General features: G+C 72.1%; 22 protein-coding genes and 3 tRNA genes. 18 read left to right on the top strand and 7 right to left on the bottom strand.

Annotated elements, in window-relative coordinates; all coding sequences use genetic code 11:
* Positions 1-168: 168 nt before the first annotated feature.
* The 3 genes from ACZ7MG_RS09570 to ACZ7MG_RS09560 all read right to left on the bottom strand — a co-directional run bounded on the left by ACZ7MG_RS09570 (position 169) and on the right by ACZ7MG_RS09560 (position 4,093).
* Positions 169-828 (bottom strand): response regulator, encoded by a 660-nt coding sequence (locus ACZ7MG_RS09570; protein ID WP_471385638.1) that lies wholly within the window; start codon positions 826-828, stop codon positions 169-171.
* Between the two features lie 443 nt (positions 829-1,271).
* Positions 1,272-2,603 (bottom strand): sensor histidine kinase, encoded by a 1,332-nt coding sequence (locus ACZ7MG_RS09565; RefSeq protein ID WP_471385270.1) that lies wholly within the window; start codon positions 2,601-2,603, stop codon positions 1,272-1,274.
* A 263-nt stretch (positions 2,604-2,866) separates the two neighbouring features.
* Positions 2,867-4,093: a sensor histidine kinase gene (locus ACZ7MG_RS09560; protein ID WP_471385272.1), complete on the bottom strand. Its 1,227-nt coding sequence runs from the start codon at positions 4,091-4,093 to the stop codon at positions 2,867-2,869.
* A gap of 249 nt (positions 4,094-4,342) precedes the next feature.
* Between ACZ7MG_RS09560 and ACZ7MG_RS09555 the strand changes: the two genes are divergently transcribed.
* The 12 genes from ACZ7MG_RS09555 (at position 4,343) to ACZ7MG_RS09500 (ending at position 16,618) form a co-directional block, all read left to right on the top strand.
* Positions 4,343-4,762, top strand: coding sequence for an NADH-quinone oxidoreductase subunit A (locus ACZ7MG_RS09555; protein ID WP_471385274.1), 420 nt, complete (start codon positions 4,343-4,345; stop codon positions 4,760-4,762).
* A complete protein-coding gene (locus tag ACZ7MG_RS09550; RefSeq protein WP_471385276.1) occupies positions 4,753-5,421 on the top strand; it encodes an NADH-quinone oxidoreductase subunit B in 669 nt (222 codons plus the stop codon). Before ACZ7MG_RS09555 ends, ACZ7MG_RS09550 begins: the two co-directional genes overlap by 10 nt.
* The gene (locus ACZ7MG_RS09545; protein ID WP_471946122.1) at positions 5,418-7,379 is read left to right on the top strand and encodes an NADH-quinone oxidoreductase subunit C; all 1,962 of its coding nucleotides are present in this window, start codon (positions 5,418-5,420) and stop codon (positions 7,377-7,379) included. Before ACZ7MG_RS09550 ends, ACZ7MG_RS09545 begins: the two co-directional genes overlap by 4 nt.
* A complete protein-coding gene (locus ACZ7MG_RS09540) occupies positions 7,376-8,344 on the top strand; it encodes a complex I subunit 1/NuoH family protein (protein ID WP_471385280.1) in 969 nt (322 codons plus the stop codon). The genes ACZ7MG_RS09545 and ACZ7MG_RS09540 overlap by 4 nt, the downstream gene beginning before the upstream one ends.
* 2 nt (positions 8,345-8,346) lie before the next feature.
* A complete protein-coding gene (locus ACZ7MG_RS09535; protein ID WP_471385282.1) occupies positions 8,347-8,913 on the top strand; it encodes a NuoI/complex I 23 kDa subunit family protein in 567 nt (188 codons plus the stop codon).
* Entirely contained in the window at positions 8,910-9,539 is a 630-nt protein-coding gene (locus ACZ7MG_RS09530) for an NADH-quinone oxidoreductase subunit J family protein (protein WP_471385284.1), read from the top strand. The genes ACZ7MG_RS09535 and ACZ7MG_RS09530 overlap by 4 nt, the downstream gene beginning before the upstream one ends.
* Positions 9,539-9,961 (top strand): NADH-quinone oxidoreductase subunit NuoK, encoded by a 423-nt coding sequence (gene nuoK, locus ACZ7MG_RS09525; RefSeq protein WP_471385286.1) that lies wholly within the window; start codon positions 9,539-9,541, stop codon positions 9,959-9,961. The genes ACZ7MG_RS09530 and nuoK overlap by 1 nt, the downstream gene beginning before the upstream one ends.
* On the top strand, positions 9,958-11,952 hold the full coding sequence (locus tag ACZ7MG_RS09520; RefSeq protein WP_471385288.1) for an NADH-quinone oxidoreductase subunit 5 family protein: 1,995 nt from the start codon (positions 9,958-9,960) through the stop codon (positions 11,950-11,952). Before nuoK ends, ACZ7MG_RS09520 begins: the two co-directional genes overlap by 4 nt.
* Before the next feature lie 6 nt (positions 11,953-11,958).
* Positions 11,959-13,551: a complex I subunit 4 family protein gene (locus ACZ7MG_RS09515; protein WP_471385290.1), complete on the top strand. Its 1,593-nt coding sequence runs from the start codon at positions 11,959-11,961 to the stop codon at positions 13,549-13,551.
* A gap of 77 nt (positions 13,552-13,628) precedes the next feature.
* Complete coding sequence (locus ACZ7MG_RS09510) at positions 13,629-15,176, top strand: NADH-quinone oxidoreductase subunit N (RefSeq protein ID WP_471385640.1); 1,548 nt, start codon at positions 13,629-13,631, stop codon at positions 15,174-15,176.
* Positions 15,177-15,359: 183 nt separating this feature from the next.
* Positions 15,360-16,223, top strand: a complete 864-nt coding sequence (htpX, locus tag ACZ7MG_RS09505) for a zinc metalloprotease HtpX (RefSeq protein WP_471385292.1) — start codon at positions 15,360-15,362, stop codon at positions 16,221-16,223.
* Positions 16,220-16,618, top strand: coding sequence for a YccF domain-containing protein (locus tag ACZ7MG_RS09500; protein WP_471385294.1), 399 nt, complete (start codon positions 16,220-16,222; stop codon positions 16,616-16,618). The genes htpX and ACZ7MG_RS09500 overlap by 4 nt, the downstream gene beginning before the upstream one ends.
* Positions 16,619-16,688: 70 nt before the next feature.
* Here ACZ7MG_RS09500 and ACZ7MG_RS09495 read toward each other — a convergent pair whose 3' ends face one another.
* Positions 16,689-17,948, bottom strand: a complete 1,260-nt coding sequence (locus tag ACZ7MG_RS09495) for an APC family permease (RefSeq protein ID WP_471385296.1) — start codon at positions 17,946-17,948, stop codon at positions 16,689-16,691.
* A gap of 202 nt (positions 17,949-18,150) precedes the next feature.
* Here ACZ7MG_RS09495 and ACZ7MG_RS09490 point away from each other — a divergent pair, with 202 nt between their 5' ends.
* A complete protein-coding gene (locus ACZ7MG_RS09490) occupies positions 18,151-18,417 on the top strand; it encodes a GlsB/YeaQ/YmgE family stress response membrane protein (protein WP_471385298.1) in 267 nt (88 codons plus the stop codon).
* A gap of 54 nt (positions 18,418-18,471) precedes the next feature.
* Here the strand turns inward: ACZ7MG_RS09490 and ACZ7MG_RS09485 are convergent, their stop codons facing one another.
* A complete protein-coding gene (locus ACZ7MG_RS09485; RefSeq protein ID WP_046918419.1) occupies positions 18,472-18,960 on the bottom strand; it encodes a YajQ family cyclic di-GMP-binding protein in 489 nt (162 codons plus the stop codon).
* Between the two features lie 168 nt (positions 18,961-19,128).
* Between ACZ7MG_RS09485 and ACZ7MG_RS09480 the strand changes: the two genes are divergently transcribed.
* Both ACZ7MG_RS09480 and ACZ7MG_RS09475 read left to right on the top strand, forming a co-directional pair.
* Positions 19,129-19,210, top strand: a tRNA-Tyr gene (locus tag ACZ7MG_RS09480).
* A gap of 118 nt (positions 19,211-19,328) precedes the next feature.
* Entirely contained in the window at positions 19,329-19,535 is a 207-nt protein-coding gene (locus ACZ7MG_RS09475; RefSeq protein ID WP_471385300.1) for a hypothetical protein, read from the top strand.
* A gap of 22 nt (positions 19,536-19,557) precedes the next feature.
* Here ACZ7MG_RS09475 and ACZ7MG_RS09470 read toward each other — a convergent pair whose 3' ends face one another.
* Positions 19,558-20,211 (bottom strand): SDR family oxidoreductase, encoded by a 654-nt coding sequence (locus tag ACZ7MG_RS09470; RefSeq protein ID WP_471385302.1) that lies wholly within the window; start codon positions 20,209-20,211, stop codon positions 19,558-19,560.
* Between the two features lie 131 nt (positions 20,212-20,342).
* Between ACZ7MG_RS09470 and ACZ7MG_RS09465 the strand changes: the two genes are divergently transcribed.
* Positions 20,343-21,431: a hypothetical protein gene (locus tag ACZ7MG_RS09465; protein ID WP_471385304.1), complete on the top strand. Its 1,089-nt coding sequence runs from the start codon at positions 20,343-20,345 to the stop codon at positions 21,429-21,431.
* Between the two features lie 91 nt (positions 21,432-21,522).
* On the opposite strand, the gene ACZ7MG_RS09460 is transcribed toward ACZ7MG_RS09465, so the two are convergent.
* Positions 21,523-22,788 (bottom strand): amidohydrolase family protein, encoded by a 1,266-nt coding sequence (locus ACZ7MG_RS09460; protein ID WP_471385306.1) that lies wholly within the window; start codon positions 22,786-22,788, stop codon positions 21,523-21,525.
* A gap of 283 nt (positions 22,789-23,071) precedes the next feature.
* Between ACZ7MG_RS09460 and ACZ7MG_RS09455 the strand changes: the two genes are divergently transcribed.
* Both ACZ7MG_RS09455 and ACZ7MG_RS09450 read left to right on the top strand, forming a co-directional pair.
* Positions 23,072-23,144: transfer RNA gene (locus tag ACZ7MG_RS09455), tRNA-Thr, on the top strand.
* Positions 23,145-23,190: 46 nt separating this feature from the next.
* Positions 23,191-23,263: transfer RNA gene (locus ACZ7MG_RS09450), tRNA-Met, on the top strand.
* Positions 23,264-23,284 lie beyond the last annotated feature (21 nt).

The raw sequence follows: 23,284 nt of genomic DNA, 5'->3' as shown, positions 1-23,284 counted from the left end.
GCGGCCTTCCCTTGCGCGTTCGACTGATCAATCCTCTTTTTGCGACTGCGGAACACCCCGACTTGTCATGATTTACCCGCCCCTGCCACTTCCCCTGAAGACGCGCGAGGCGGGCCGGCGGTTCAGTGCCGGTTCGCGCCGTCCCGTTCCTGACACAGTGTCAGACGGTCATGAATTGAGGTAGGTGAGCACCGCGAGAACCCGCCGGTGGTCCCCGTCGCTCGGGGACAGCCCGAGCTTCAGGAAGATATTGCTGACGTGCTTCTCGACGGCCCCGTCGCTGACGACCAGCTGGCGGGCGACCGCCGAGTTGGTCCGCCCCTCCGCCATCAGCCCGAGCACCTCACGCTCACGCGGGGTGAGCCCCGCGAGCACATCCTGCTTCCGGCTGCGCCCGAGCAACTGCGCGACCACCTCCGGGTCCAGTGCCGTACCGCCGCGCGCCACCCGTACCACCGCGTCCACGAACTCCCGGACCTCGGCCACCCGGTCCTTCAGCAGATACCCGACCCCGCGACTGGACCCCGCGAGCAGCTCGGTGGCGTACCGCTCCTCCACGTACTGCGACAGCACGAGCACGCCCAGCTCCGGATGGTGCTTCCGCAGCTGTACGGCGGCCCGGACGCCCTCGTCGGTGTGCGTCGGCGGCATCCGCACATCGGCGACGACCACATCCGGCAGGTCTCCCTGCTCCGCGAACTCCGTGATCGTCTTGATCAGGGCGTTCCCGTCCCCGACCCCCGCGACGACGTCATGCCCCCGGTCGGTCAGCAGCCGCGTCAGCCCCTCCCGCAACAGCACCGAATCCTCGGCGATGACCACCCGCACCCTGTCCTCCACGCCTCGTCCCCCCACGACACCCACCCCACCCCGACCCGTACGACAGCCCCAGCATCCCAGCATCGGAACGCCCCTGACTCCCACCGACGAGAATCGGCCACGGGTCGACAAGGTTCGGAGAGCGCGGGGTGCGCCCTGTTTTCAGGGGTGTGGGGCGGGTCGACCGCGTGGGGCGGGCCCTGTTTTCCAGGCGCGCCGGGCGGGCCGATGGCGCGGGGTAGGCCTCTGGTTTCAGGCGCGCGGGACGGGTCGACAGTGCGGGGTGGGCCTCTGTTTTCAGGGGCGCGGGGCGGGTCGACACCGCGGGGCGCGCCCCCGTTTTTTAGGGGCGCGGGGAACTGCGCGAACAACCACGACGAACGGTTCCCCGCCCACCAAGCCAAGCCACCCACGGCGAAACGCGCCCCAAGCCCTGCAGGGCCCCGCAGGGACTACGCCGCCCGCCAGGGCAACTCCGCCGTCACCCGCGTCGGCCCCCCGGCCGGCGAGTCGACGACGAGAACCCCATCGACCGCCCCGATCCGCTCCGCAAGCCCCGCCAGCCCGGACCCCGCCCCCGCATCGGCCCCACCCACCCCGTCATCGATGACCTGCAACATCAGCCGGTCCTCCACCCTCCACACATCCACCGTCGCCCGCGACGCCCCCGCATGCTTGCTGACGTTCTGCAGCAGCTCGGACACGGTGAAGTACGCGATCCCCTCGATCGCCGGCACCGGCCGCGCCGGCAGATCCACGTCCACCACCACCGGCACCGCACACCGCGAGGCCACCGCCGACAGCGCCGCGTCCAGCCCCCGGTCCGTCAGCACCGCCGGATGGATCCCCCGCGCCAGATCCCGCAACTCCTGCAACGCCGTCTTGACCTCCCCGTGCGCCGAGTCGACCATCACCGCCGCCGCCCGGGGGTCCTCCGCCAGCTTCTCCTTCGCCAGCCCCAGATCCATCGCCAGCGCCACCAGCCGGGCCTGCGCCCCGTCGTGCAGATCCCGCTCGATCCGCCGCAGATCGGCCGCCGCCGTGTCGACCACGACCCCCCGGTCCGACTCCAGCTCCACGACCCGCGCCCCCAGCCGCGACGGCCCGAGCAGCGCGCCCACCATCACCCGGTCGACCATCGTCAGCCCCCGCAGGATCCACGGCGTGGCCATCGTGAAGAGCAGCCCCACCAGCCCGGTCACGGTCACCTCGAACGGGTTGTCCAGATACACGGAGTGCGTCTCGTCCCCGTACAGCTGCAACCCGTCCTGCCCGGCCCACACGGGGAACACCCAGAACCAGAGCGGATACGTCAGCAGCGCCCACCCGTACGTCCAGAAGGTCACCGCCACCACGAAGGAGAACACCGACCAGGGGAACTGCACGACCGCGTACAGCAGTTGCCGCCACGACGCCCCGCTGCGCAGCACGGCGCCCATCCAGGCCATCGCCCCACGCCCCTTGGGCCGCAGCGGCTCCGGCGCGGACACCTCCACCCCGAGCAGCACCCGCGCCCGCGCCCGCTCCATCGCCCCGAACCCCCGGCACCCGGCCAGCCCCGCCGCCAGCACCGGCACCCCGAGGAACGTGATCAGCAGCCCCGCCCCGACCGACACCATCGTGATGGCGTACGTGAACAGCAGGATCCCGACCGGCAGCCCCAGCAGCACATACCCGAACTCCCGCCAGCTGCGCCCCTCGAACGGCGCCCGCAGCCCGGCCGGCACCCGCCGCCGCCGCTCCTCGCCCCAACTCCCGTACCCGTCCCCGTACTCCGCAGCCATCACCGTCGCCCGCCTCCGCAGTCCCGCACTCCCGATGTCGTACCTCCACCCTCCTCGCCTCCGCCCGCCGGAACCATGGAGCGAGTCGGCGTCTGGGTAGGGGGGTTTTCCCCACCCCCCACCGCGCCCCTGAGGAGCAGCGGGCGCAGCCCCTGCTCCTCAGGGGCGCGGGGAACTGCGCGAGAAGCCCCACGCACCCGCACCCGCCCACGAAGAAGGGGCACCCACAACGAGCAGGCGCCCCTCACACCCCCGCAGCGGACCTACCGTCCCCGCCAAGGCAACTCCGCCGTCACCGTCGTAGGCCCCCCCACCGGCGACTCGATCACGAACAACCCATCCACCGCACCGAGCCGCTCCGCCAGCCCCGCGATCCCACTCCCCCCATCGAGCCGCGCACCCCCATGCCCGTCGTCCCACACCTGTATGAGCAACCGATCATCAGACCGCCACACCTCCACCGACGCCGCCTTCGCCCCACTGTGCTTACTGACGTTCTGCAACAACTCGGACACCGTGAAGTAGGCGATCCCCTCGATCGCCGCGGCCGGCCGCGCCACGAGATCCACGCTCACCTTCACCGGCGCCGTACACCGCGAGGCCACCGCCGACAGCGCCGCGTCCAGCCCCCGGTCCGTCAGCACCGCCGGATGGATCCCCCGCGCCAGATCCCGCAGCTCCTGCAACGCCAGCTTCACCTCCCCGTGCGCCTCCTCCACCATCGTCGCGGCCGCGTCGGGGTCCTCCAGCAGCTTCTCCTTCGCCAGCCCCAGCCCCATCGCCAGATTCACCAGCCGGGCCTGCGCCCCGTCGTGCAGATCCCGCTCGATCCGCCGCAGATCCGCCGCCGCGGTGTCGACGACGACCCCCCGATCGGACTCCAGCTCCGCGATCCGCCGCTCCAGTTCATCGGACGGCGACAACAGCGACCGCACCATCACCCGGTCCACGTTCGTCAGCCCCCGCACGATGTACGGCAGCACCGGCCACGCCACGAACAGCCCCGTGAGGGTGATGACGAACGTGGCCACCGCCCACGGCATCCGGATCAGCTCGTACAGCATCGACCGCCAGCCGACCGGATCCTTCACGCTCATCCACACCTGCGCGAAGAACCCCTCGTCCGCCCGCCGCCCGCTCCCGCGGAACGGCAGCGGACTCGGCTCGTCCACCCGCACCCGCAGCAGCGCCCGCGCCCGCATCCGCTCCAGCCGCCCCAGCTGCCGCGCCCCCATCAGCGCGGCGGCGAGCAGCGGAAAACCGATCACCGTCAAGGTCAGGAAGGCGCTGGTGAACAGCACCGTCGTCACATACACGAACCCGAGCAGCGCGAACGGCAGATTCGCCAGCAGATGCGCGATCTCCCGCCACGTCTGCCCCCCGAACGCGAACCGCGCGGGCGGCAGCGGCTCGGAGGGCGTCTGACTGGAGGGCAGCGGCCGCCCGTACGGCCGCCCGGTGCCCGTCGGGGAGAAGAAGGGTTCGGTCATGCCCTCAGCCTGCCCGTCCGCCCCCGCCCCGCGCCATGAGGGGGACCGCCCGGCTGCCCTGGGGATAACCCCACCCCCGGGAGTGCCGACGGGAGTGCCGACCTGTGACGGGCTGCTTACGGTCTCTTTAGCAGGGCCTAGACTCCCGTGCGTACAGATCGTCGAACAGCGAAGAGCGAAGCACGTACGGCGTCCGCAGCACGTATGTCCGTACGCACGCGTCGCCGGGCCAGGGAGCGAGGGACGGACGTGCCGGAACCGACCGTCGCCGTAGCGGCGGAGCCGACCGTCGCGGTAGCGGCGGAGTACTTCGAGTCCTACTCGGTCGTCGGACTGCTCGCCGCCGTGGGCGTGCTCTTCGTCGCCGTGGCCTTCGGCGCGGGACGGCTGCTCCGGCCCGAGGTCCCCACCCGGGAGAAGCTCCTGACGTACGAGTGCGGCGTCGACCCGGTCGGCGAGGGCTGGGCCCACACCCAGGTCCGCTACTACGTCTACGCCTTCCTCTACGTCATCTTCGCCATCGACTCGATCTTCCTCTTCCCCTGGGCGACGGTCTTCGCCGACCCCGGCTACGGCGCGACGACCCTGGTCGAGATGTTCGTCTTCCTCGGTTTCCTCGCCGTGGGCCTGCTCTACGCCTACAAGAAGGGCGTCCTGGCATGGACGTGACGCCACAGACGAACGCGCCGGAGCCTGGCTCGGCGCAGCCCGTGCTCCTTCCCGAGCCGAAGCGGCTCGGCGCCCTCGCCCGCCTCGCCCCCGAGCCGATGAAGGTGATCCTCAACTGGGGCCGCCGCTACTCCCTCTGGGTCTTCAACTTCGGCCTCGCCTGCTGCGCGATCGAGTTCATCGCCGCGTCCATGGCCCGCCACGACTTCATCCGCCTCGGCGTGATCCCCTTCGCCCCCGGCCCCCGGCAGGCGGACCTCATGGTCGTCTCGGGCACGGTGACGGACAAGATGGCCCCGGCCGTGAAGCGCCTGTACGAACAGATGCCGGAACCGAAGTACGTCATCTCCTTCGGCGCCTGCTCCAACTGCGGCGGCCCCTACTGGGACTCCTACTCCGTCACCAAGGGCGTCGACCAGATCATCCCCGTCGACGTGTACGTCCCCGGCTGCCCGCCCCGCCCCGAGGCCCTCCTCCAGGGCATCCTGAAACTCCAGGAGAAGATCGCCCGGGAGTCCCTGGGGGAGCGCTACGGCGCCGACGCCGATACGGGGGCCGCGGCGGGCGCCCGCCCCTCGACGGCGGCGCTGCAGAGCGGCCTGGTGAAGCCCCCGGCGCCCGGCGGCGGAGCCTCGGACACCGGAAAGGGGGACAGATGACGACCGGCTGGCTGCCCGCCCCCACCGAGGAACTCTTCGGCCCCGAGGCCACGGCCGACGAGTCGTACGACGTCCTCACCGTGGACGTCCCGCCCACATCCTGGACCGAGGCGCTGCGCACGGCCCGCTCCACCCTGGGCTGCACCTATTTCGACTGGCTGAGCGCGGTCGACGAGCCGGGCACGGGCTTCCGTGTCGCGGCCCACGTGGTGGCACTCTCCCCGGTCCGCCGCCTCCTCCTGCGCACCACGGTCCCCCACGCCTCCCCGGTCCTCCCGACCGCCGTCGACGTCTACGCGGGCGCGGCCTGGCACGAACGCGAGACCCACGAGATGTTCGGCGTCCGCTTCGAGGGCCACCCCGGCCTGGACCACCTGCTCCTCCCCGAGAACTTCGAGGGCCACCCCCTCCGCAAGGACTTCGTCCTCGCCGCCCGCGTCGCCAAGGCCTGGCCCGGCGCGAAAGAACCCGGAGAGGCCGCGGCCCACGGCGCCCCCAAACGCCGCCAGATGCTCCCGCCCGGCGTCCCCGACCCCAACGACTGGGGCCCCCTCAAGGGCCAACTCCCCCCGCCCCCACCCCGCCCCACCCGAGCCACCCCGGGCGACCGCCCAGCCCGCCGCCCCCGCACCACCACCGAGGACCCGGCCCCCCAAACCCCCCCGACCGGCCGGACACCAGAGACTCCACCAAGCCAGCCCACACCGCCACCGGATGCACCACTGCCCCCCCGCCGCACCCGCTCAGCCTCAGAGGGCTCAGCAAGCCAGTCGGCCCCGGCCCCAGATGCCCCACGCGCATCGCCGTCCCCACGCCGCTCCCGCTCGGTCTCGGAGGGTTCGGCAAGCCAGTCGGCATCGGCCCCAGATGCCCCGGGCGCGCCGTCGTCCTCACGCCGCACGCGCTCGGTGTCGGAGGGTTCGGTAAGCCAGTCGGCATCGGGCCCGGCGCCGGGTGTCCCGGGTGCCCCGTCGTCCCCGCGCCGCTCCCGCTCGGCGTCGGAAGGCTCAGCGAGCCAGTCGGCGCCGGGCCAGGCGCTGGATGCGCCGGGTGCTTCGCCGTCCCCGCGCCGTACGCGCTCCGCGGCAGACGGCTCGGCCAGTCAGACGGCCCCCGACGCCCCCACCAGCCCCACGTCCCCGCGCCGCACCCGCAGCGCATCGGGAGGCTCGGCGACCCAGCGCGCAACCCCCGCAGAGGCCCCCGGCACCACCGAAGCCCCCGGTACCACCGAGACCCCCGGCACCGGCGAGCCCTCGCCGCAGCCGCGCCCCACCCGCCCCACGCCCCGCAGCGCGGACGCGCCCTGGCACCACGCCCGCCCCGCCTTCGACGAGCCCGAACGCCAGAGCGAACCCAAGCCGAAGGCCGAGCCCGAGCCGATCGCGGGCCCCGCACCGCAGCCCGAGTCCCAGCCCGAGCCCGAGCCGATCGCGGGCCCCGCACCGCAGCCCGAGCCCCAACCCGAGCCCGAGCCCCAACCCGAGCCCGAGCCCCGACCCGAGCCCGAGCCCCGACCCGAGCCCGAGCCCCGACCCGAGCCCGAGCCCCGACCCGAGCCCGAGCCCCGACCCGAGCCCGAGCCCGTACCGCGCCTAGAGCCGGAGCCCCCCGCCACTCCCACGGCCCCCCGGCCGGAAGCCGCCGCCCCCGGCACACCGGCGGAACCCGACTCGCCCGATGCCGACTCCGCCCACGCCCCTGACGGCGACACGGAGCCCGAAACGCACCCCGCCTCCGACACGGCCACCACCGACGAGCACCCACCAGCCCCGGCGCCGGCCGGCGAGCCCACCACCCCGGACACCCCACCGCAGCCCCCCAAGCCCCCCGCCACACCCCCGGCCGAGCCCCCTCCCCACGAGGCATCCGACGCCGACGAGCCCCAGGCCACCGACGCCCCCGACGACAACGACGACCCCACCACCCCCCAACCCCCCACGGGAGGCCCGCGGTGAACGACGTTCTGGACGTCGCCCTGCGACTCCTCATCGTGTTCGTGGTCTTCCTGACCTTCCCCTTGATCATCGGCCAGACCGAACACAAGGTGATGGCCCACATGCAGGGCCGCCTCGGCCCCATGTACGCCGGCGGCTTCCACGGCTGGGCCCAACTCGTCGCGGACGGCGTCAAGTTCGCCCAGAAGGAAGACATCGTCCCGGCCGGAGCCGACCGCCGCGTCTTCCAGCTCGCCCCCGCCGTGGCCCTCCTCCCGTACCTCCTCGTCCTCCTCGCCATCCCGATCGGCCCCGGCGAGGGCGCCGTCGGCGAGGTCATCGACGCCGGCATCTTCTTCGTCCTGGCCGTGATGGGCGTAGGCGTCCTCGGCTCACTCATGGCCGGCTGGGCCTCCGCCAACAAGTTCTCCCTCCTCGGCGGCCTCCGCACCGCCGCCCAGCTCCTCGCCTACGAACTCCCGATGCTCCTCACCGCCGCCTCGGTGGCGATGGCGGCCGGCACGGTCTCCCTCGTCGGCATCGTGGACGCCTTCGAGTGGTGGTGGCTCCCCTGGCAGATCGTCGGCGCGATCGTCTTCTTCGTCGCCGGCCTCGCCGAACTCCAGCGCCCGCCCTTCGACATGCCCGTGGCCGACTCGGAGATCATCTTCGGCGCCTACACCGAGTACACCGGCCTCCGCTTCGCCCTGTTCCTGCTCGCCGAGTACGCCGGCATCGTCGTCCTGTGCGGCCTGACCACCGTCCTCTTCCTCGGCGGCTGGCACGGCCCCTGGGGCGCGGAAGGCCTCGGCTGGGTCTGGACCCTGCTGAAGACCGCCGCCCTCGCCTTCGTCGTCATCTGGCTCCGCGTGACCTACCCCCGCCTGCGCGAGGACCAGCTCCAGAAGCTCTCCTGGACCCTCCTCGTCCCCCTCTCCCTCGCCCAGATCGCCCTCACCGGCGTCGTCAAGGTGGTGATCCAGTAGCTATGGCCCCCATCCCTGGTTCCGGCCTCGCCAAGGGCCTGGCCGTCACCCTCCGCACGATGACGCGCAGGACCGTCACCGAGCAGTACCCGGACGTCCAGCCCGAGCTGCCGCCCCGCACCCGTGGCGTCATCGGGCTCTTCGAGGAGAACTGCACGGTCTGCATGCTGTGCGCCCGCGAGTGCCCGGACTGGTGCATCTACATCGACTCCCACAAGGAGACGGTCCCGCCCGCCGCCCCCGGCGGCCGCGAGCGCAGCCGCAACGTCCTCGACCGCTTCGCCATCGACTTCTCCCTCTGCATGTACTGCGGTATCTGCATCGAGGTCTGCCCCTTCGACGCCCTCTTCTGGTCCCCGGAGTTCGAGTACGCCGAGACCGACATCCACGAACTCACCCACGAGCGCGACAAGCTCCGCGAGTGGATGTGGACCGTCCCCTCCCCACCGGCCCTCGACCCCGCCGCCGAGGAACCCAAGGAACTGGCCGCCGCCCGCAAGACCGCCGAGAAACTCGCCGCGACCCAGGCCGACCCGAAGCCGGACACCCCCGAGGGAGCCGACTCATGACCCTCGCCCAGGCACCCCAAGGCGCCCTCGCCCAGGCACCGAACAGCCTCCTCGCCCAGGCACCCCAAGGCTTCCTCTCCCCGACCGGCGTCGAGATCGCCTTCCTCCTCGTCGGCGTCGTCACCTTCGGCGCCGCGCTCGTCACCGTCACCACCCGCCAGCTCGTGCACGCCGCCCTCTGGCTGGTGGTGGCGCTGGGCGGCCTCGCCGTCGAGTACCTCCTGCTCACCGCCGAGTTCATCGCCTGGGTGCAGGTCCTCATCTACGTCGGTTCCGTCGTCGTCCTCCTCCTCTTCGGACTGATGCTCACCAAGGCCCCCATCGGCCGCTCCCCGGACGCCGACTCCGGCAACCGCTGGGCCGCCCTCGCCGTGGCCGTCGCCTCGGCCGCCGCCCTCGTCTGGGTCGTCGTCGACGCCTTCCGCACCACCTGGATCGATCTCGACGGCCCCGCCGCCGGCTCCACGAAGGCCACCGGCGAGAGCCTCTTCCAGAACTGGGTCCTCCCCTTCGAGGCCCTCTCCGTCCTCCTCCTCGCCGCCCTGGTCGGCGCGATCGTCCTCTCCCGCAAGGCGAAGGCCGACGCATCCACGGAACCCGAGCCGGCCAAGGGCGGTGCCCGCTGATGCACCTCGCCTACCCGGTCGTCCTCTCCTCCCTCCTCTTCTGCACCGGCCTCTACGGCGTCCTCGCCCGCCGCAACGCGATCCTCGTCCTGATGTCCGTCGAGCTGATGCTCAACGCCGTCAACCTCAACCTCGTCGCCTTCGACGTCTGGCTGAGCAAGGCCGCCGAGGAGACCCTGCACTCCGGCCAGGCCCTGACCCTGTTCACGATCACCATCGCCGCCGCCGAGATCGGCATCGGCCTGGCGATCGTCCTCGCCGTCCACCGCAACCGAGGCACCGCCGACATCGACAGACTCCGCGACACCGCCGAGGGCCCCGAGACCGACGACCCCGACAGCCCCCACGGCCCCGAAGACCCCGCCGAAGCCCACGAACCCGGCCGACCCGAGCGGAGCGAGAAGGCTGAGGCCACCGCGTGACCACGACCACCCTCGCCGTCCTCGTCCCCCTCCTCCCGTTCCTCGGCGCCGCCGCCGGCCTGCTGCTCGGCCGTACCGCCCCCGGTTTCGTCCGCCCCCTCGCCGTACTCCCCACTCTCGCGGCCTTCGCCCTCGCCGTACTGGTCGCCGTACGCCAGGGCGGCGACCGGGCCGTCGACGCGGCCACCCAGCTCACCCCCACCGGTTCGGTCCCGATCGAACTCGCCCTGCACATCGACGGCTTCGCCGCCCTCGTCGCCGTCCTGGTCGGCCTGGTCGCCACCTGTGTGCAGATCTATTCCACGGGCTATCTGCGCGACGACCCGCGCTACCCCTCGTACGCCGCACTCGTCTCCCTCTTCACCTCCGCGATGCTCCTCGTCGTCTACTCCGGCGACCTGATGGTGCTGCTGGTCGGCTGGGAGATCATGGGCATCTGCTCGTACTTCCTGGTCGGCCACTACTGGGAGACCCCGGAGGCCCGCGCCGCCTCCCTGAAGGCCTTCCTGGTCACCAAGCTCGGTGATGTCCCCTTCCTCATCGGCCTGTTCGCCCTCGCCACGGACGCCGGGTCGTTCCGCATCACCCGGATCCTGGCCACCGTCACCGAGGGCGGCCTGGACCACCCCACGCTGATCGCCCTGCTGCTCCTCGCCGGAGTCGCCGGGAAGTCCGCCCAGTTCCCCCTCCACACCTGGCTCCCCGACGCGATGGCGGGCCCCACGCCCGTCTCCGCGCTGATCCACGCCGCGACGATGGTCGCCGCCGGTGTCTACTTCGTCGCCCGCCTCCTCCCGGTCTTCGCGGCCTCCTCGGCCGCCCTGCTCGTCCTCGCCGTCATGGCCGCGCTCACCATGGTCGGCTCGGGCCTCGCCGCGCTCGCCCAGGACGACATCAAGCGCGTCCTCGCCTACTCGACGATCGGCCAGCTCGGCTACATGACCGGAGCCCTCGCCGTCGGCGACCGCGGCGCCGCCGTCTTCCACCTCATCTCCCACGGCGCCTTCAAGGCCCTGCTGTTCCTCGCGGCCGGCGTGATCATCCACGCCGCCGGCACCAACTCCCTGGCCGCCATGTCCCGCATGAGCCACCTCGGCGCCCGCGTCCCCGACGCCTTCTGGACGATGACCGTGGCGCTCCTCGCCCTCGCCGCGATCCCGCCCTTCAGCGGCTTCTTCTCCAAGGAGTCCGTCCTCGGCGCCGCCGAGCACGCCGCCACCGGCCACGCCGAGCCCGTCCCCGGCGCCGCCGGCTGGACCGTCCTCGTCGCCGGCGTCCTCACCGCCCTGCTCACCGCCGCGTACGCGACCCGCCTGTGGCTGCTCGCCTTCCACGGCAAGGGCGCCGAGGCCCCCGACCACGGCCGTCAGCCCCGCACGATGACCGTCGTGCTCTGGGTACTCGCCGTTCCCTCCCTGGCCTTCGGCGCGCTCGCCTACGGCACCCTCCCCGACTGGTTCGACGGCGACGACCTGGCCCCCACCCTCACCACGTCCGTCCTCGGCACGGGCGCCGCCCTGATCGGCGCCCTGACGATGTACGCGGCCTGGCGCTCGGCCGGAGCCAAGGCGGCACGCGTCCCGCTGGGCGCGGTCGCGGCCCACCCCGAGGCGGACGCCGCCACGGTCGAGGCGGAGGCCATCGCCAGCCACACCCCGGCCTACGGCGACGTCGCCTCGGCCCCCGACCCGGCGGACCCGGGCCGCCTCCTGCTCGGCCCGCTGCACCGCCACGCCGCCGCCGGCTTCCACCTCGACGCCGTCTACACGGCCCTCTTCGTCCGCCCGGTCCAGGCCGGCGCGAGCCTCGTCCGGTTCCTCGACCGCGAGGTCGTCGACACCTATGTCAGCGGCGCGGGCGCCCTGCCCCGCCTGCTGGGCGCGGCCGTCCGCAAGGCCCAGACCGGCAACGTCCAGACCTATGTGAGCGCGCTGCTCGCCGGCACCGTCGTCCTGGTGGTCGCCGTCCTCGTCGTCGCCACGGGAGCGTGAGCAGGCGTGATCGATATCAACGAGTCCGTGATGCAGGTCCTTCTGGCGTTGATCGTCGTCGGCCCGCTCATCGGCGCCGCCGCCGCTCTCCTCCCGGCCCCGCCCGGACTGAAGGGGAAGTCACCCGAGCAGGCCGTGCTCCGCCACGGGATCACCGTGACCGGCGCGGTCCTCATCGCCGCGATCGTCCTCGCGCTCGGCTTCGACCACGACCAGCCGTCGAAGATGCAGGCCAGCACGGACATCAGCTGGATCCCGGCACTCGACGTACGCATCCACCTCGGCATCGACGGCATCTCCCTCCCCCTCCTGGTCCTGACCGCGCTGCTGACCTTCCTCTGCGCGCTCTACTCCTCCTTCAAGATGCCCCCGGGCCCGTCCCCGAAGGCATTCGTCGCCCTGCTGCTCGTCCTGGAGTCCGGCACCCTCGCCACCTTCGCCGTCCTCGATCTGCTGCTGTTCTTCCTCGCGTTCGAGATGGTGCTCATCCCGATGTACTTCCTCATCGCCCGCTGGGGCGGTGAGCAACGCACACAAGCCGCTTGGAAGTTCATCCTCTACACCCTGCTCGGTTCCGTGGTCATGCTGCTGGGCCTGCTCCTGATCGGCATCAGGGCGGGCACTTTCGACATGGTGGCACTAGCCACTGACAATCACCCTGAACTGACCGCATCCGTGCAGGTCATCGCCGTTTTGTCCATCGGGATCGGGCTCGCGGTGAAGACCCCGATGTGGCCGCTGCACAGCTGGCTGCCGGACGCCCACACCGCCGCCCCGACCGTCGGCTCGGTCCTGCTGGCCGGTGTCCTGCTGAAGATGGGCACCTACGGTTTCGTGCGCATCCTGCTGCCGATCACCCCGGACGGGTTCCGCGTCTTCGCGCCCTACCTCGCCGCCTTCGCGGTCGTCGGCATCATCTACGGCTCCCTCGCCTGCCTCGCCCTCGTCAAGCAGGGCGCGAAGGGCGACCTCAAGCGCCTCATCGCGTACTCCTCCGTCGGCCATATGGGCTTCGTCCTCCTCGGCATCGCCACGATGACCCCGACCGGCGTGAACGGCGCCCTGTTCGCCAACATCGCCCACGGCCTCATCACCGGCCTGCTGTTCTTCCTGGTCGGCGCCCTCAAGGACCGCACCGGCACCACCGACCTGGACACCCTCGCCCGCGAGACCGGCGCCGCCCTCTACGGCAGGGCCCCGCGCCTCGGCGGCCTGCTCGCCTTCGCCGCCGTCGCCTCCCTCGGACTCCCCGGACTCGCCGGGTTCTGGGGCGAGATGCTGGCCCTGTTCGGCGCGTTCGAACCCGCCGAGGGCCTCAGCCGCCCGGCCTTCCTCACCTTCATGACGATCGCCGCGTTCGGCACCCTCCTCACCGCCGCGTACCTGCTGATCGTGGTCCGCCGCGTCTGCATGGGCCCCGCCCCGCAGGAACCCCGCAGCCCGCAGGACGGGCCGCTCCTCGCGGACGTACAGCCGTACGAGTTCGCGGCCTGGACCCCGCTCGTCGCCCTCACCGTCCTCGCCGGCCTCTGGCCCGCGGCCCTCCTCGGTCTGACCGACCCGGCCGTGCAGCAGCTCCTCGCAGGAGGCACCCGTTGAGCCCCTCGGCCCAGCCGCCGGTCCACGCGTGGGCCGAGACCCTGGCCCACACGCCGGCCCAGGGCCCGACCCAGACCCTGGCCGAGCCCGTCGCCCAGTCGGCCGCCCAGTCGGTCGTCCAGTCCGTCGACTGGCTCGCCGTCGCGCCGCCCACGATCGCCGCGGTCGTCGGTCTCGCCGTCCTCGTCGCCGACCTGTTCACGGGCGACGCGAAGAAGGCCGTCCTCGGCTGGGCCTCCGTCGCGGGCCTCGCCGTCTCCCTGCTGGCCCTGCTGCCCCTCCTGGACGGCGACCGCGCCACCTTCTGCCTGACCGGCGCCCCCGAGGTCTGCAGCTACACCGCCGACCGCTTCACCCTCGTCGTCCAGTTCCTGGTCCTCGGCGGCGCCCTCCTCGCCGCACTGCTGTCGATGACGGCCCTGACGGACGAGCGGAAGACTCTGCCCGCGGGCGAGTTCTGGTTCCTGCTGCTGTCCTCCGCAGCCGGCGCCGCCCTGCTGCCCGCCTCCCGCGACCTCGCGACCCTCATCGTCGCCCTGGAGGTCGCCTCCCTGCCCGCGTTCGCCCTCGTCGGCATCCGGCTCGGCGACAAGCGGTCCTCCGAAGCCGCCCTGAAGTTCTTCCTGTCGTCCGTCACCGCGACCGCCGTCAGCCTCCTGGGCATCAGCTTCGTCTACGCCACCACCGGCACCCTCTACCTCACCGAGATCGCCGACCGCGTCCAGGACGTCGACGGCCAGCTCCACACCCTCACCCAGGCCGGCGTCGTGCTCACCCTCATCGGCTTCGCCTTCAAGACCGCCGCGGTCCCCTTCCACTTCTGGGTCCCCGACACCTATGTGGGCGCCCCCCTGCCGGTGGCCGCCTACCTCTCCGTAGTCGGCAAGGCGGTCGGCTTCTCCGGGCTGATCCTCATCACTGTCGTCGCCCTCCCGTCGTACGCCGACGTCTGGGGCCCCACCCTGGCCGCCCTGGCCGCCCTCACCATGACCGTCGGCAACCTCGGCGCCCTGAAACAGCGCTCCACGCGCGCGTACAGCGCGGTCCGGCTGCTCGCCTGGTCCTCCGTCGGCCAGGCCGGCTACCTCCTCGTACCGATCGCGGCTGCCGCGTACGCCGACGACACCGCCGACGCCGAGAAGGCCGTCGGCGCCACCGTCGCGTACGCCCTGATGTACGCGGCGGTCAACCTGGGCGCCTTCGCCGTGGCCGCCCTGGTCGGCCGTACGAAGTCCCTGAACCGCCTCGCCGACTACCGGGGCCTGTACGCGTCGAGCCCCCTGGCCGCCCTGCTCCTGGCCTTCTTCCTGCTCTGCCTCGCCGGACTGCCGCCGGGCGTCATCGGCCTGTTCGCCAAGGTCACCGTCTTCTCCGCGGCCGTCGACGCGGGCCTCGGCTGGCTCGCCGTCGTCATGGCCGTCAACGTCGTGATCGCCCTCTTCTACTACCTCCAGTGGACGGCCCTGCTGTTCCGCGCCCCCGAGGGCGACACCGCGGGCGCACCCGAGCGGCACCGCGTCCCGGCCCCCCTCACCGCCGCCCTCGCCCTCACCGGGATCGCCGGCCTCGTCCTCTCCGGCGCACCCCAGCTGGTCCTGCGCTTCGCCGACACCGTCCTCTTCTAGGGCGCCCCGTCTCTTCCAGGGCGCCCCGCTCACCCGCGCGGCCCTCCGGCCGGGCCGCGCGCACAAGGGAACTAGTACCCCCCGCCTGGCGTTGACCAGTACGGGAGGGTCCACTGAGAGGTGGAGTCAACAGCTACAGCAAGGCAATGGGGTTCCCCTGCCGCACGACTTGGAGGGCGTACCGTGCACCGCCGGCACAACGGGCTCAGGACCGCCGTACTCCTCGGGGGACTGTCCGCACTCATCATCGTCATCGGAAGCCTCTTCGGCCGTACGGGCCTGATCATCGCGGTGTTCGTCGCCCTCGGCACGAACGCGTACGCGTACTGGAACAGCGACAAGCTGGCTCTACGCGCGATGCGCGCGCGCCCGGTGAGCGAGTTCGAGGCCCCGGCGCTCTACCGCATGGTCCGCGAGCTCTCCATGCAGGCCCGCCAGCCCATGCCCCGCCTGTACATCTCCCCGACGGACGCGCCGAACGCGTTCGCGACCGGCCGCAACCCGCGCAACGCGGCCGTGTGCTGCACCGACGGCATCCTCCGCCTGCTCGACGAGCGCGAGCTGCGCGGCGTCATCGGCCACGAGCTGAGCCATGTCTACAACCGCGACATCCTCATCTCGTCGGTGGCCGGCGCCCTCGCCTCCGTGATCATGTTCCTGGTGAACTTCGCGTGGCTGATCCCCATCGGCCGCTCGGACGACGACGACGGCCCCGGCCTCCTCGGCATGCTGCTGATCATGATCCTGGGCCCGCTCGCCGCGAGCGTCATCCAGCTCGCGATCAGCCGCTCCCGGGAGTACGAGGCGGATGCCTCCGGCGCGCAGCTCACCGGCGATCCACTTGCGCTCGCCAGTGCCCTTCGCAAACTGGAAACAGGGACCAAACAGCTTCCGCTGCCCCCGGAGCCCCGGATCGAGACCGCGAGCCACATGATGATCGCGAACCCCTTCCGGCCGGGCCGCGGATTCTCCAAAATGTTCTCGACACATCCGCCGATGGCAGAACGCATCGCCCGACTCGAGAAGATGGCAGGTCGCCCCCAGTGAAGACCATTCTGAACATCATCTGGCTGATCCTCAGTGGCTTCTGGCTCTTCGTCGGCTACCTCTTCGCAGGATTGCTCCTGTGCATCACGATCATCGGCATCCCCTTCGGCATCGCCTCGTTCCGCATCGGTATCTACGCCCTGTGGCCCTTCGGGTACAGCGCGGTCGAGCGCCGTGACGCGGGCGCGCCCTCCTGCCTCGGCAACATCCTGTGGCTGGTCCTGGCGGGCTGGTGGCTGGCACTGACCCACATCTTCACCGGCCTGGTCCTCTGTCTGACGATCATCGGCATCCCGTTCGGCATCGCCAACTTCAAGCTCGTCCCGGTCTCCCTGATGCCTCTGGGCCGCGAGATCGTCCGCTCGGACCAGCCGTTCGCCCAGCAGCGCTGGTAGCGCGGCACCTGCCCGGGAGGGGCGGGGCGGGTCGAACGGCGACGTACGCCTGCCCCGACCGAGCCCCCGCTCAGCCCCTCCGCCGCCGCGCCCACCACCGCCGTACGCCGTACGCCGCCGCTCCCGCCGCCAGCACGGCGGCACCCGCGCCCACCGACGCCACCGGCAGCGCGAACGCCAGCACGGCACACCCGACGAGCCCGACCGCCGGCACCACGCGCGCGACCGGCGCCGAACTCAGCGTCCAGGCGGACGCGTTGGCGACCGCGTAGTACGCGAGGACGCCGAAGGAGGAGAAGCCGATCGCGCCCCGGACGTCCACGGTGGCGGCCAGTACGGCGACCACGGCACCGACGGCCAGCTCGGCCCGGTGCGGCACCTGGAAGCGCGGGTGCACGGCGGCCAGGGCGCCCGGCAGATGCCGGTCCCGGGCCATCGCGAGGGTGGTGCGGGAGACGCCCAGGATGAGCGCCAGCAACGACCCGAGCGCGGCCACGGCCGCCCCCACCCGCACCACGGGCACCAGCCCCGGCACCCCGGCCGCCCGTACCGCGTCGGCCAGCGGAGCCGAGGCCCGCGCCAGTCCCTCGGAGCCCAGCACCGCGAGCACGGCGACCGCCACGGCCGCGTACACGACCAGCGCGATGCCCAGCGCGAGCGGGATCGCGCGCGGGATGGTGCGCGCCGGATCGCGCACCTCCTCGCCGAGGGTCGCGATCCGCGCGTACCCGGCGAACGCGAAGAACAGCAGCCCGGCCGCCTGGAGCACCCCGCCCACGCCCCCGGACACCCCGATGTCCAGCCGCCCGGCGTCGGCCTCGCCCGACCCCAGGCAGACGACCACCACAGCGGCCAGCACCGCCAGCACCACCGCCACGATCGCCCGCGTCAGCCAGGCCGCCTTCTGGACGCCGCCGTAGTTCACGGCGGTCAGCGCCACCACCGCCGCCACCGCCACCGCGTGCGCCTGCCCCGGCCACACGTACGTCCCCACGGTCAGCGCCATCGCCGCGCAGGAGGCCGTCTTGCCGACGACGAACGACCAGCCGGCCAGATACCCCCAGAAGTCCCCGAGCCGCTCACGCCCGTACACATACGTGCCGCCCGACGCCGGATACCGGGCCGCCAGCCGCGCCGACGACATCGCGTTGCAGTACGCGACCACCGCGGCGATCCCGAGCCCGAGCAGCAACCCCGACCCGGCCGCACGCGCCGCGGGTCCGAGCGCGGCGAAGATCCCCGCGCCCACCATCGCCCCGAGCCCGACGACCACCGCGTCCCCGACCCCGAGCGTCCGGCGCAGCCCAGCACCCGATCCGGCCTGTGTCATGCGCCGCACCCTACTGATCACCGCAACCGCCGACCGTCGCAGAGACGTCCACCCGGACAACAAGGCATGACGACAAGACGCCGGAAGGTGCGCCAGGGCGTGATGTCCAGGGCGCGATGTGCAGGGCGTGATGTGGGGGGAAACACAGCACGGGTACCGCGCAGACAGGCACGGGTACGGCACGAAAGGGCAGGTGCACGGCATGAGCATCATCGGCTGGATCGTTCTGGGGCTGTTGGCCGGCGCCATCGCCAAGTTCCTGCTGCCGGGCCGGGACCCGGGCGGCTTCCTCGGCACCACCCTCATCGGCGTCGCGGGCGCCTTCATCGGCGGCTGGATCTCCGCCCGCTGGCTGGACCACCCGATCTCCGAGAACTTCTACGACGGCGCCACCTGGGCCGCCGCGATCGGCGGCTCCCTGGTCCTGCTGATCGCCTACCGCGTCCTGTTCGGCCACTCCCGCCGCTGACCGAAGAAGGGGTGGGTCCCCGGCCGGAACGGAACCGGGGGACCCACCCTCCGCTCACCGGTAGTTGACGAACTGCACCGCGAAGTCGAAGTCCTGGCCCTTGAGAAGGGTGATCACGGCCTGCAGGTCGTCGCGGCTCTTGGAGCTGACCCGCAGCTCGTCACCCTGGACCTGGGCCTTGACGCCCTTGGGACCCTCGTCGCGGATGATCTTCGCCACCTTCTTGGCGTTCTCCTGGGAGATGCCCTCCTCGATCGACGCGAAGAGCTTGTACTCCTTGCCGGACAGCTGGGGCTCACCCGCGTCCAGCGACTTCAGGGAGATCCCGCGCTTGATCAACTTGGACTGGAAGACGTCGAGGATGGCCTTCACCCGGTCCTCGGAGTTCGCCTCCATCAGGATCTTCTCGCCGGACCACGAGATCGAGGCGCCGACGCCCTTGAAGTCGTAGCGCTGCGAGATCTCCTTGGCGGCCTGGTTGAGGGCGTTGTCGACCTCCTGCCGCTCGACCTTCGAGACGATGTCGAAACTGGAGTCGGCCATGTCCTGTGGCTCCTTGAAATCGGGGTATCGGGGGGCGACAAGCCTAGCCACACCAGCCCCTCCGGGTACTGATCAATCAGGTGGCGGAGCACCCCCGGGCATCAGGTATCGTTTACGTCGTCGCCACGGAGCGCCGCCGAAAAGCGGTTCGAAGGACGACAAATCCCAGGCGGTGTGCCCGAGTGGCCAATGGGAGCGGACTGTAAATCCGTCGGCTTAGCCTACCCAGGTTCGAATCCTGGCGCCGCCACGTGGAGGGAAGCCCCTTCCGGACTGTGAGAGCAGTCGGGAAGGGGCTTCTTTGTTTCCCGGGGACGGGGACGGGGACGGGGACGAGGGCCGAGGCGGGGGCGGGGCACACTGACTGCATGTCATCGCGTCGCAGGAACTGCCCCGAGTGCCGTCGTGAGATCGCCGTCGTGGCGGGGCGGTTCGCGCGGCACGATCCGCCCGGGGCGAGCGGGGAGCTGGTGTCGTGCCCCGGGTCGCGCAGGCCGGCCCAACTCGGTGCGGCCCAGCCCGCGCTCGACGGCTTCGTCGTCCCCGACTTCCCCGGTCAGCTACCGCTGTTCTGACACCGCTGTTCCGACGCGCCGCTCAGTTGCCCGCCACCGACTTCACCGCCACGGAGACCGGCGTCGAACCGCTGATCAGCTCCAGCGTCAGACCGGCGGTGGCCGGGGTCTCCAGGAGTTCGGCGAGAACGGCGGCCACGTCGTCGCGCGGCACCGGGCCGCGCCCGGTGGACGCCTCCAGGCGTACCAGACCGGTGCCCGCGTCGTCGGTCAGCTGACCCGGGCGCAGGATCGTCCAGTCCAGGTCCAGGCCGCGTACGTACGCGTCGGCCTCGCCCTTCGCCCGCTGGTAGACGTCGAAGACGTCGTCGCCCTCATGGCGGGGGTCCGCGCCCATGGACGAGACGACGAGGTGACGGCGGACGCCCGTCCGCACCGCCGCGTCGGCGAACAGGACCGCCGCCCCGCGGTCGACCGTGTCCTTGCGGGCCGTCCCGCTGCCCGGGCCGGCGCCCGCCGCGAACACCGCGGCGTCCGCGCCCTGCAGATGGGCGGCGACCTCCTCGGCCGACGCCGACTCCAGATCGCACAGCACGGGTTCGGCACCGGCCGCGCGCAGGTCGTCCGCCTGTTCGGAGCGGCGGATGATCCCCGCGACCTCGTGACCGCGCCCGGCGAGCAGTCGCTCCAGCCGCAGCGCGATCTGACCATGTCCTCCAGCAATGACAATGCGCATGATTCCGACCGTACGCCCGAACGGACGCGTTCGCCGCGCAACCATCCGGCCGTCCCGGGTGTCTCACCCATGTTCGCCTTGTTCACTCAGTTCGGCGAACACCAAAATCACGGGGGGAAACCAACACCGCCATGCGTATCACCACGCGCAAGACCGCCGTCCGTACGTCCATGGAGCGCGCCTCCGCCGCCGGGGCGCCCGTCGCCCGCCGGGCCTTCACCGGGGTCGGCTGCGCGGCGGCCGTACTCGTCACGGTGGCCGCGTGCGGCACCGTCCAGAACCTCACCGCGGGCCAGAAGATCGACGGCGCCGTCGAACGGCTGGGCGAGCAGAAGTCGCTGGCCTTCGGGATACGGCTCGACGCCGACCCGGAGGACCTCGTCGCGCTGATGGGCGAGGACAGCGAGGAAGTGCCGCTGGAGATGGCGGAGTTCTTCACCGGGCTGCGTATCGACGTGTCCGTCAAGTCGAAGAAGCCGCTGGCCGAGTCCGGTGAGAAGGACATCGCCGGCATGGGCATGAAGATCTCGGGCGACGAGGGCGTGTTCGCCGAGTACCGGGTCGTCGGTGACTACACGTACTACCGCGCGGACATGCAGGCCATGGGCGACGCCATGGGCATGCCGTTCCCGACGGCCGACGAGCTCGACGAACTCCCGGAGAGCGAGCAGCACCTGCGGCCGGTTCTGGAGGGCGACTGGGTCAAGGTCAACACGTCCGACCTGCAGGACGCCGCCGAGGACGCGGGGGCCGGCTCCGGCTCGGGCGGTTCCGACGAACTCGACGCCAAGACGCAGAAGAAGATCCTCGACGCCGTCCGCGGTGTCGTCGCCCGCGAGGTCGACTTCAAGACCAAGGACGGCAAGGACGGCGCCGAGGTCATCAGCGCCAAGGCCAACTTCCGCGACCTGCTCACCGGCATCGTCGACAAGCTCCAGCCCCTGAAGGGCGAGCTGCCGCCGGGCGCCGAACTGCCCACCGCCAAGGACATGAAGGACGCCCCGAACAAGAAGGTCGCGGTCGACTTCACCCTCAAGAACGGTGACCTGACCCGGATCGAGACCGACCTCGCCGTCCTCGCCGACGACCCGAAGGGCGCCGAGGCCCCCCTCGTCCTCACCTTCGGCAAGGCCGGCGACATCAGCGCCCCCAAGGGCGCCTCGGAGATCCCGGTCGACGAGTTCGGCGGCCCCTTCGGCGGCGGAATGCTCGGCGTCTGACCACACCGGCGGGCACGCGCGCGTGCAGCGGCGACAGCCCCACGCGCGCGTGCCCGCCGACGGGACAGCCCACCCGCACCCCCACCCGACCTCAGGACGGCTGCCCCCGCCCCTGCCGAGGCAGATCCGCCGCGCCCGTGGCCGATCCGCAGTACTCCCGCACCGCGCTGGTACGCGCCACCACGCGCCCCCGGTGCACCACGATCCGGCTGTACGCCAGCGACAGCACCCCCGCGAGCCGGGCACCGCGCACCGCGAGCAGCTCGGCGGGGAAACCGGCCTCCACGCGCACCTCGGGCAGCCCGAGCGCGGCCCGCGCCGCCCCGCTGACGGCGTCGTAGGCCTCCTCGGGCCGCAGCCCGTACCGGGACGCCAGGAGGAAGGCCGCCTCCAGCGGGTCCCCGCGGCCGACCGGGTTCGACACGTCCCGCAGCGCCCCGCTGCCCGCCGCGAGGCGTACGCCGGCCGCGCGCAGCAGCCGTACGGGCGCGGTGCCCCGGCCGTCCACGGCGCCGCAGCCGCCCTGGGGGAGGCAGACGACGGTCACCTCGGCCGCCGCGAGCTGGTCGGCGGCGCGGGAGCCGACCGGGGCGGGCAGCCGGGCGAGACCGCCGCAGGGGCCGAGGGTGACCCCGGGCCGCAGCCCGCCCGCCATGGCCGCCAGCCGGGCGAGCCGGGCCGGGTCGTCGCCGTCGGTGTGCAGATCGACCGGGCAGCCGTACTCGGAGGCGATCTCCAGGACCGCCTCCACGTACCCGGTGGGGTCGGGGTCCAGGTCGGGACAGCCGCCGATCACCGAGGCGCCCATCTTCACCGCGTCCCGCAGGATCGCCAGGCCGTCCGCCCCGGCGACCCCGGTCAGCACCCGGGGCATCGCCACCGTCGTCAGCTCCACGAGTCCGTCCAGCGCCCGCCGCGCCGCGAGCACCGCCGCCAGCGCCTCCAGGCCCTGGACGTCGCCCACGTGGACATGCGAGCGCACCGCCGTCGCCCCGTGCCCGAGCTGCAGCAACGCGGCCTCGGTGGCCCGCCGCCGGACGTCCAGGCCGTCGTACGCGACCGGCCCCTCGATGTCGGCCGACAGGGCCGTGTCGCCGTGGGCGTGCGGCTCGACGGGGGCCGGGAGCAGCAGATGGCCGCCGAGGTCCACCCGGGTCGCGGGCGCCCCGGACGCGCCGGGGCCGACGCCCAGACTGCCCGCCGTACCGACCGCCTCGATACGGCCGCCGCCCAGCCGTACGTCCACCACCCGGCCGTCCGTCAGCCGCGCCCCGCACAGCAGCAGGGCGCCGGCCTCGCCGGGGCCCGAGGGCGGGCCGGGGGAGGAGGGGGACGGCTGCGGGCGGCTGTCGGGCATCGCGCTCCTGGGGCTACAAGATCACGCAGAGTGAGTCGAGCCTAGGCGGGCCGTCCGCCCTCGTAGCGGAGGAGCGCAATAGTCGTACCGGTGTGGTGCACCGGTCGGCGGGCCGCCGGGAGGGCCGGGGACGGTGGTGCCCCTGAGACCCGCGGGACCTCGGAAAACAGGGCGGACCAGGGCCCCGGGAGGCCCGCCGAATGATCCCCGCACGGCCCGTGGACGGAGGCGCGGAAACGGATTTGGGCGAACGGCGGTGGGCCGTGTAATGTCTTCATCGCTCGCCCCAATAGCTCAGTCGGCAGAGCGTCTCCATGGTAAGGAGAAGGTCTACGGTTCGATTCCGTATTGGGGCTCTGGTGTGAAAGGTTCCCGTCGCAAGGCGGGATCCGCTCGCATCTCAGCGGTGTAGCTCAGTCGGTAGAGCAAGCGGCTCATAATCGCTGTGTCACCGGTTCAAGTCCGGTCACCGCTACTGACAGTAGCCGATTGCGGG

It is taken from the genome of Streptomyces sp. NPDC107538 (genome assembly GCF_055657445.1).
Note: the sequence above shows the minus strand (reverse complement) of the source record. Positions and strands in the feature narration are given on the sequence as shown.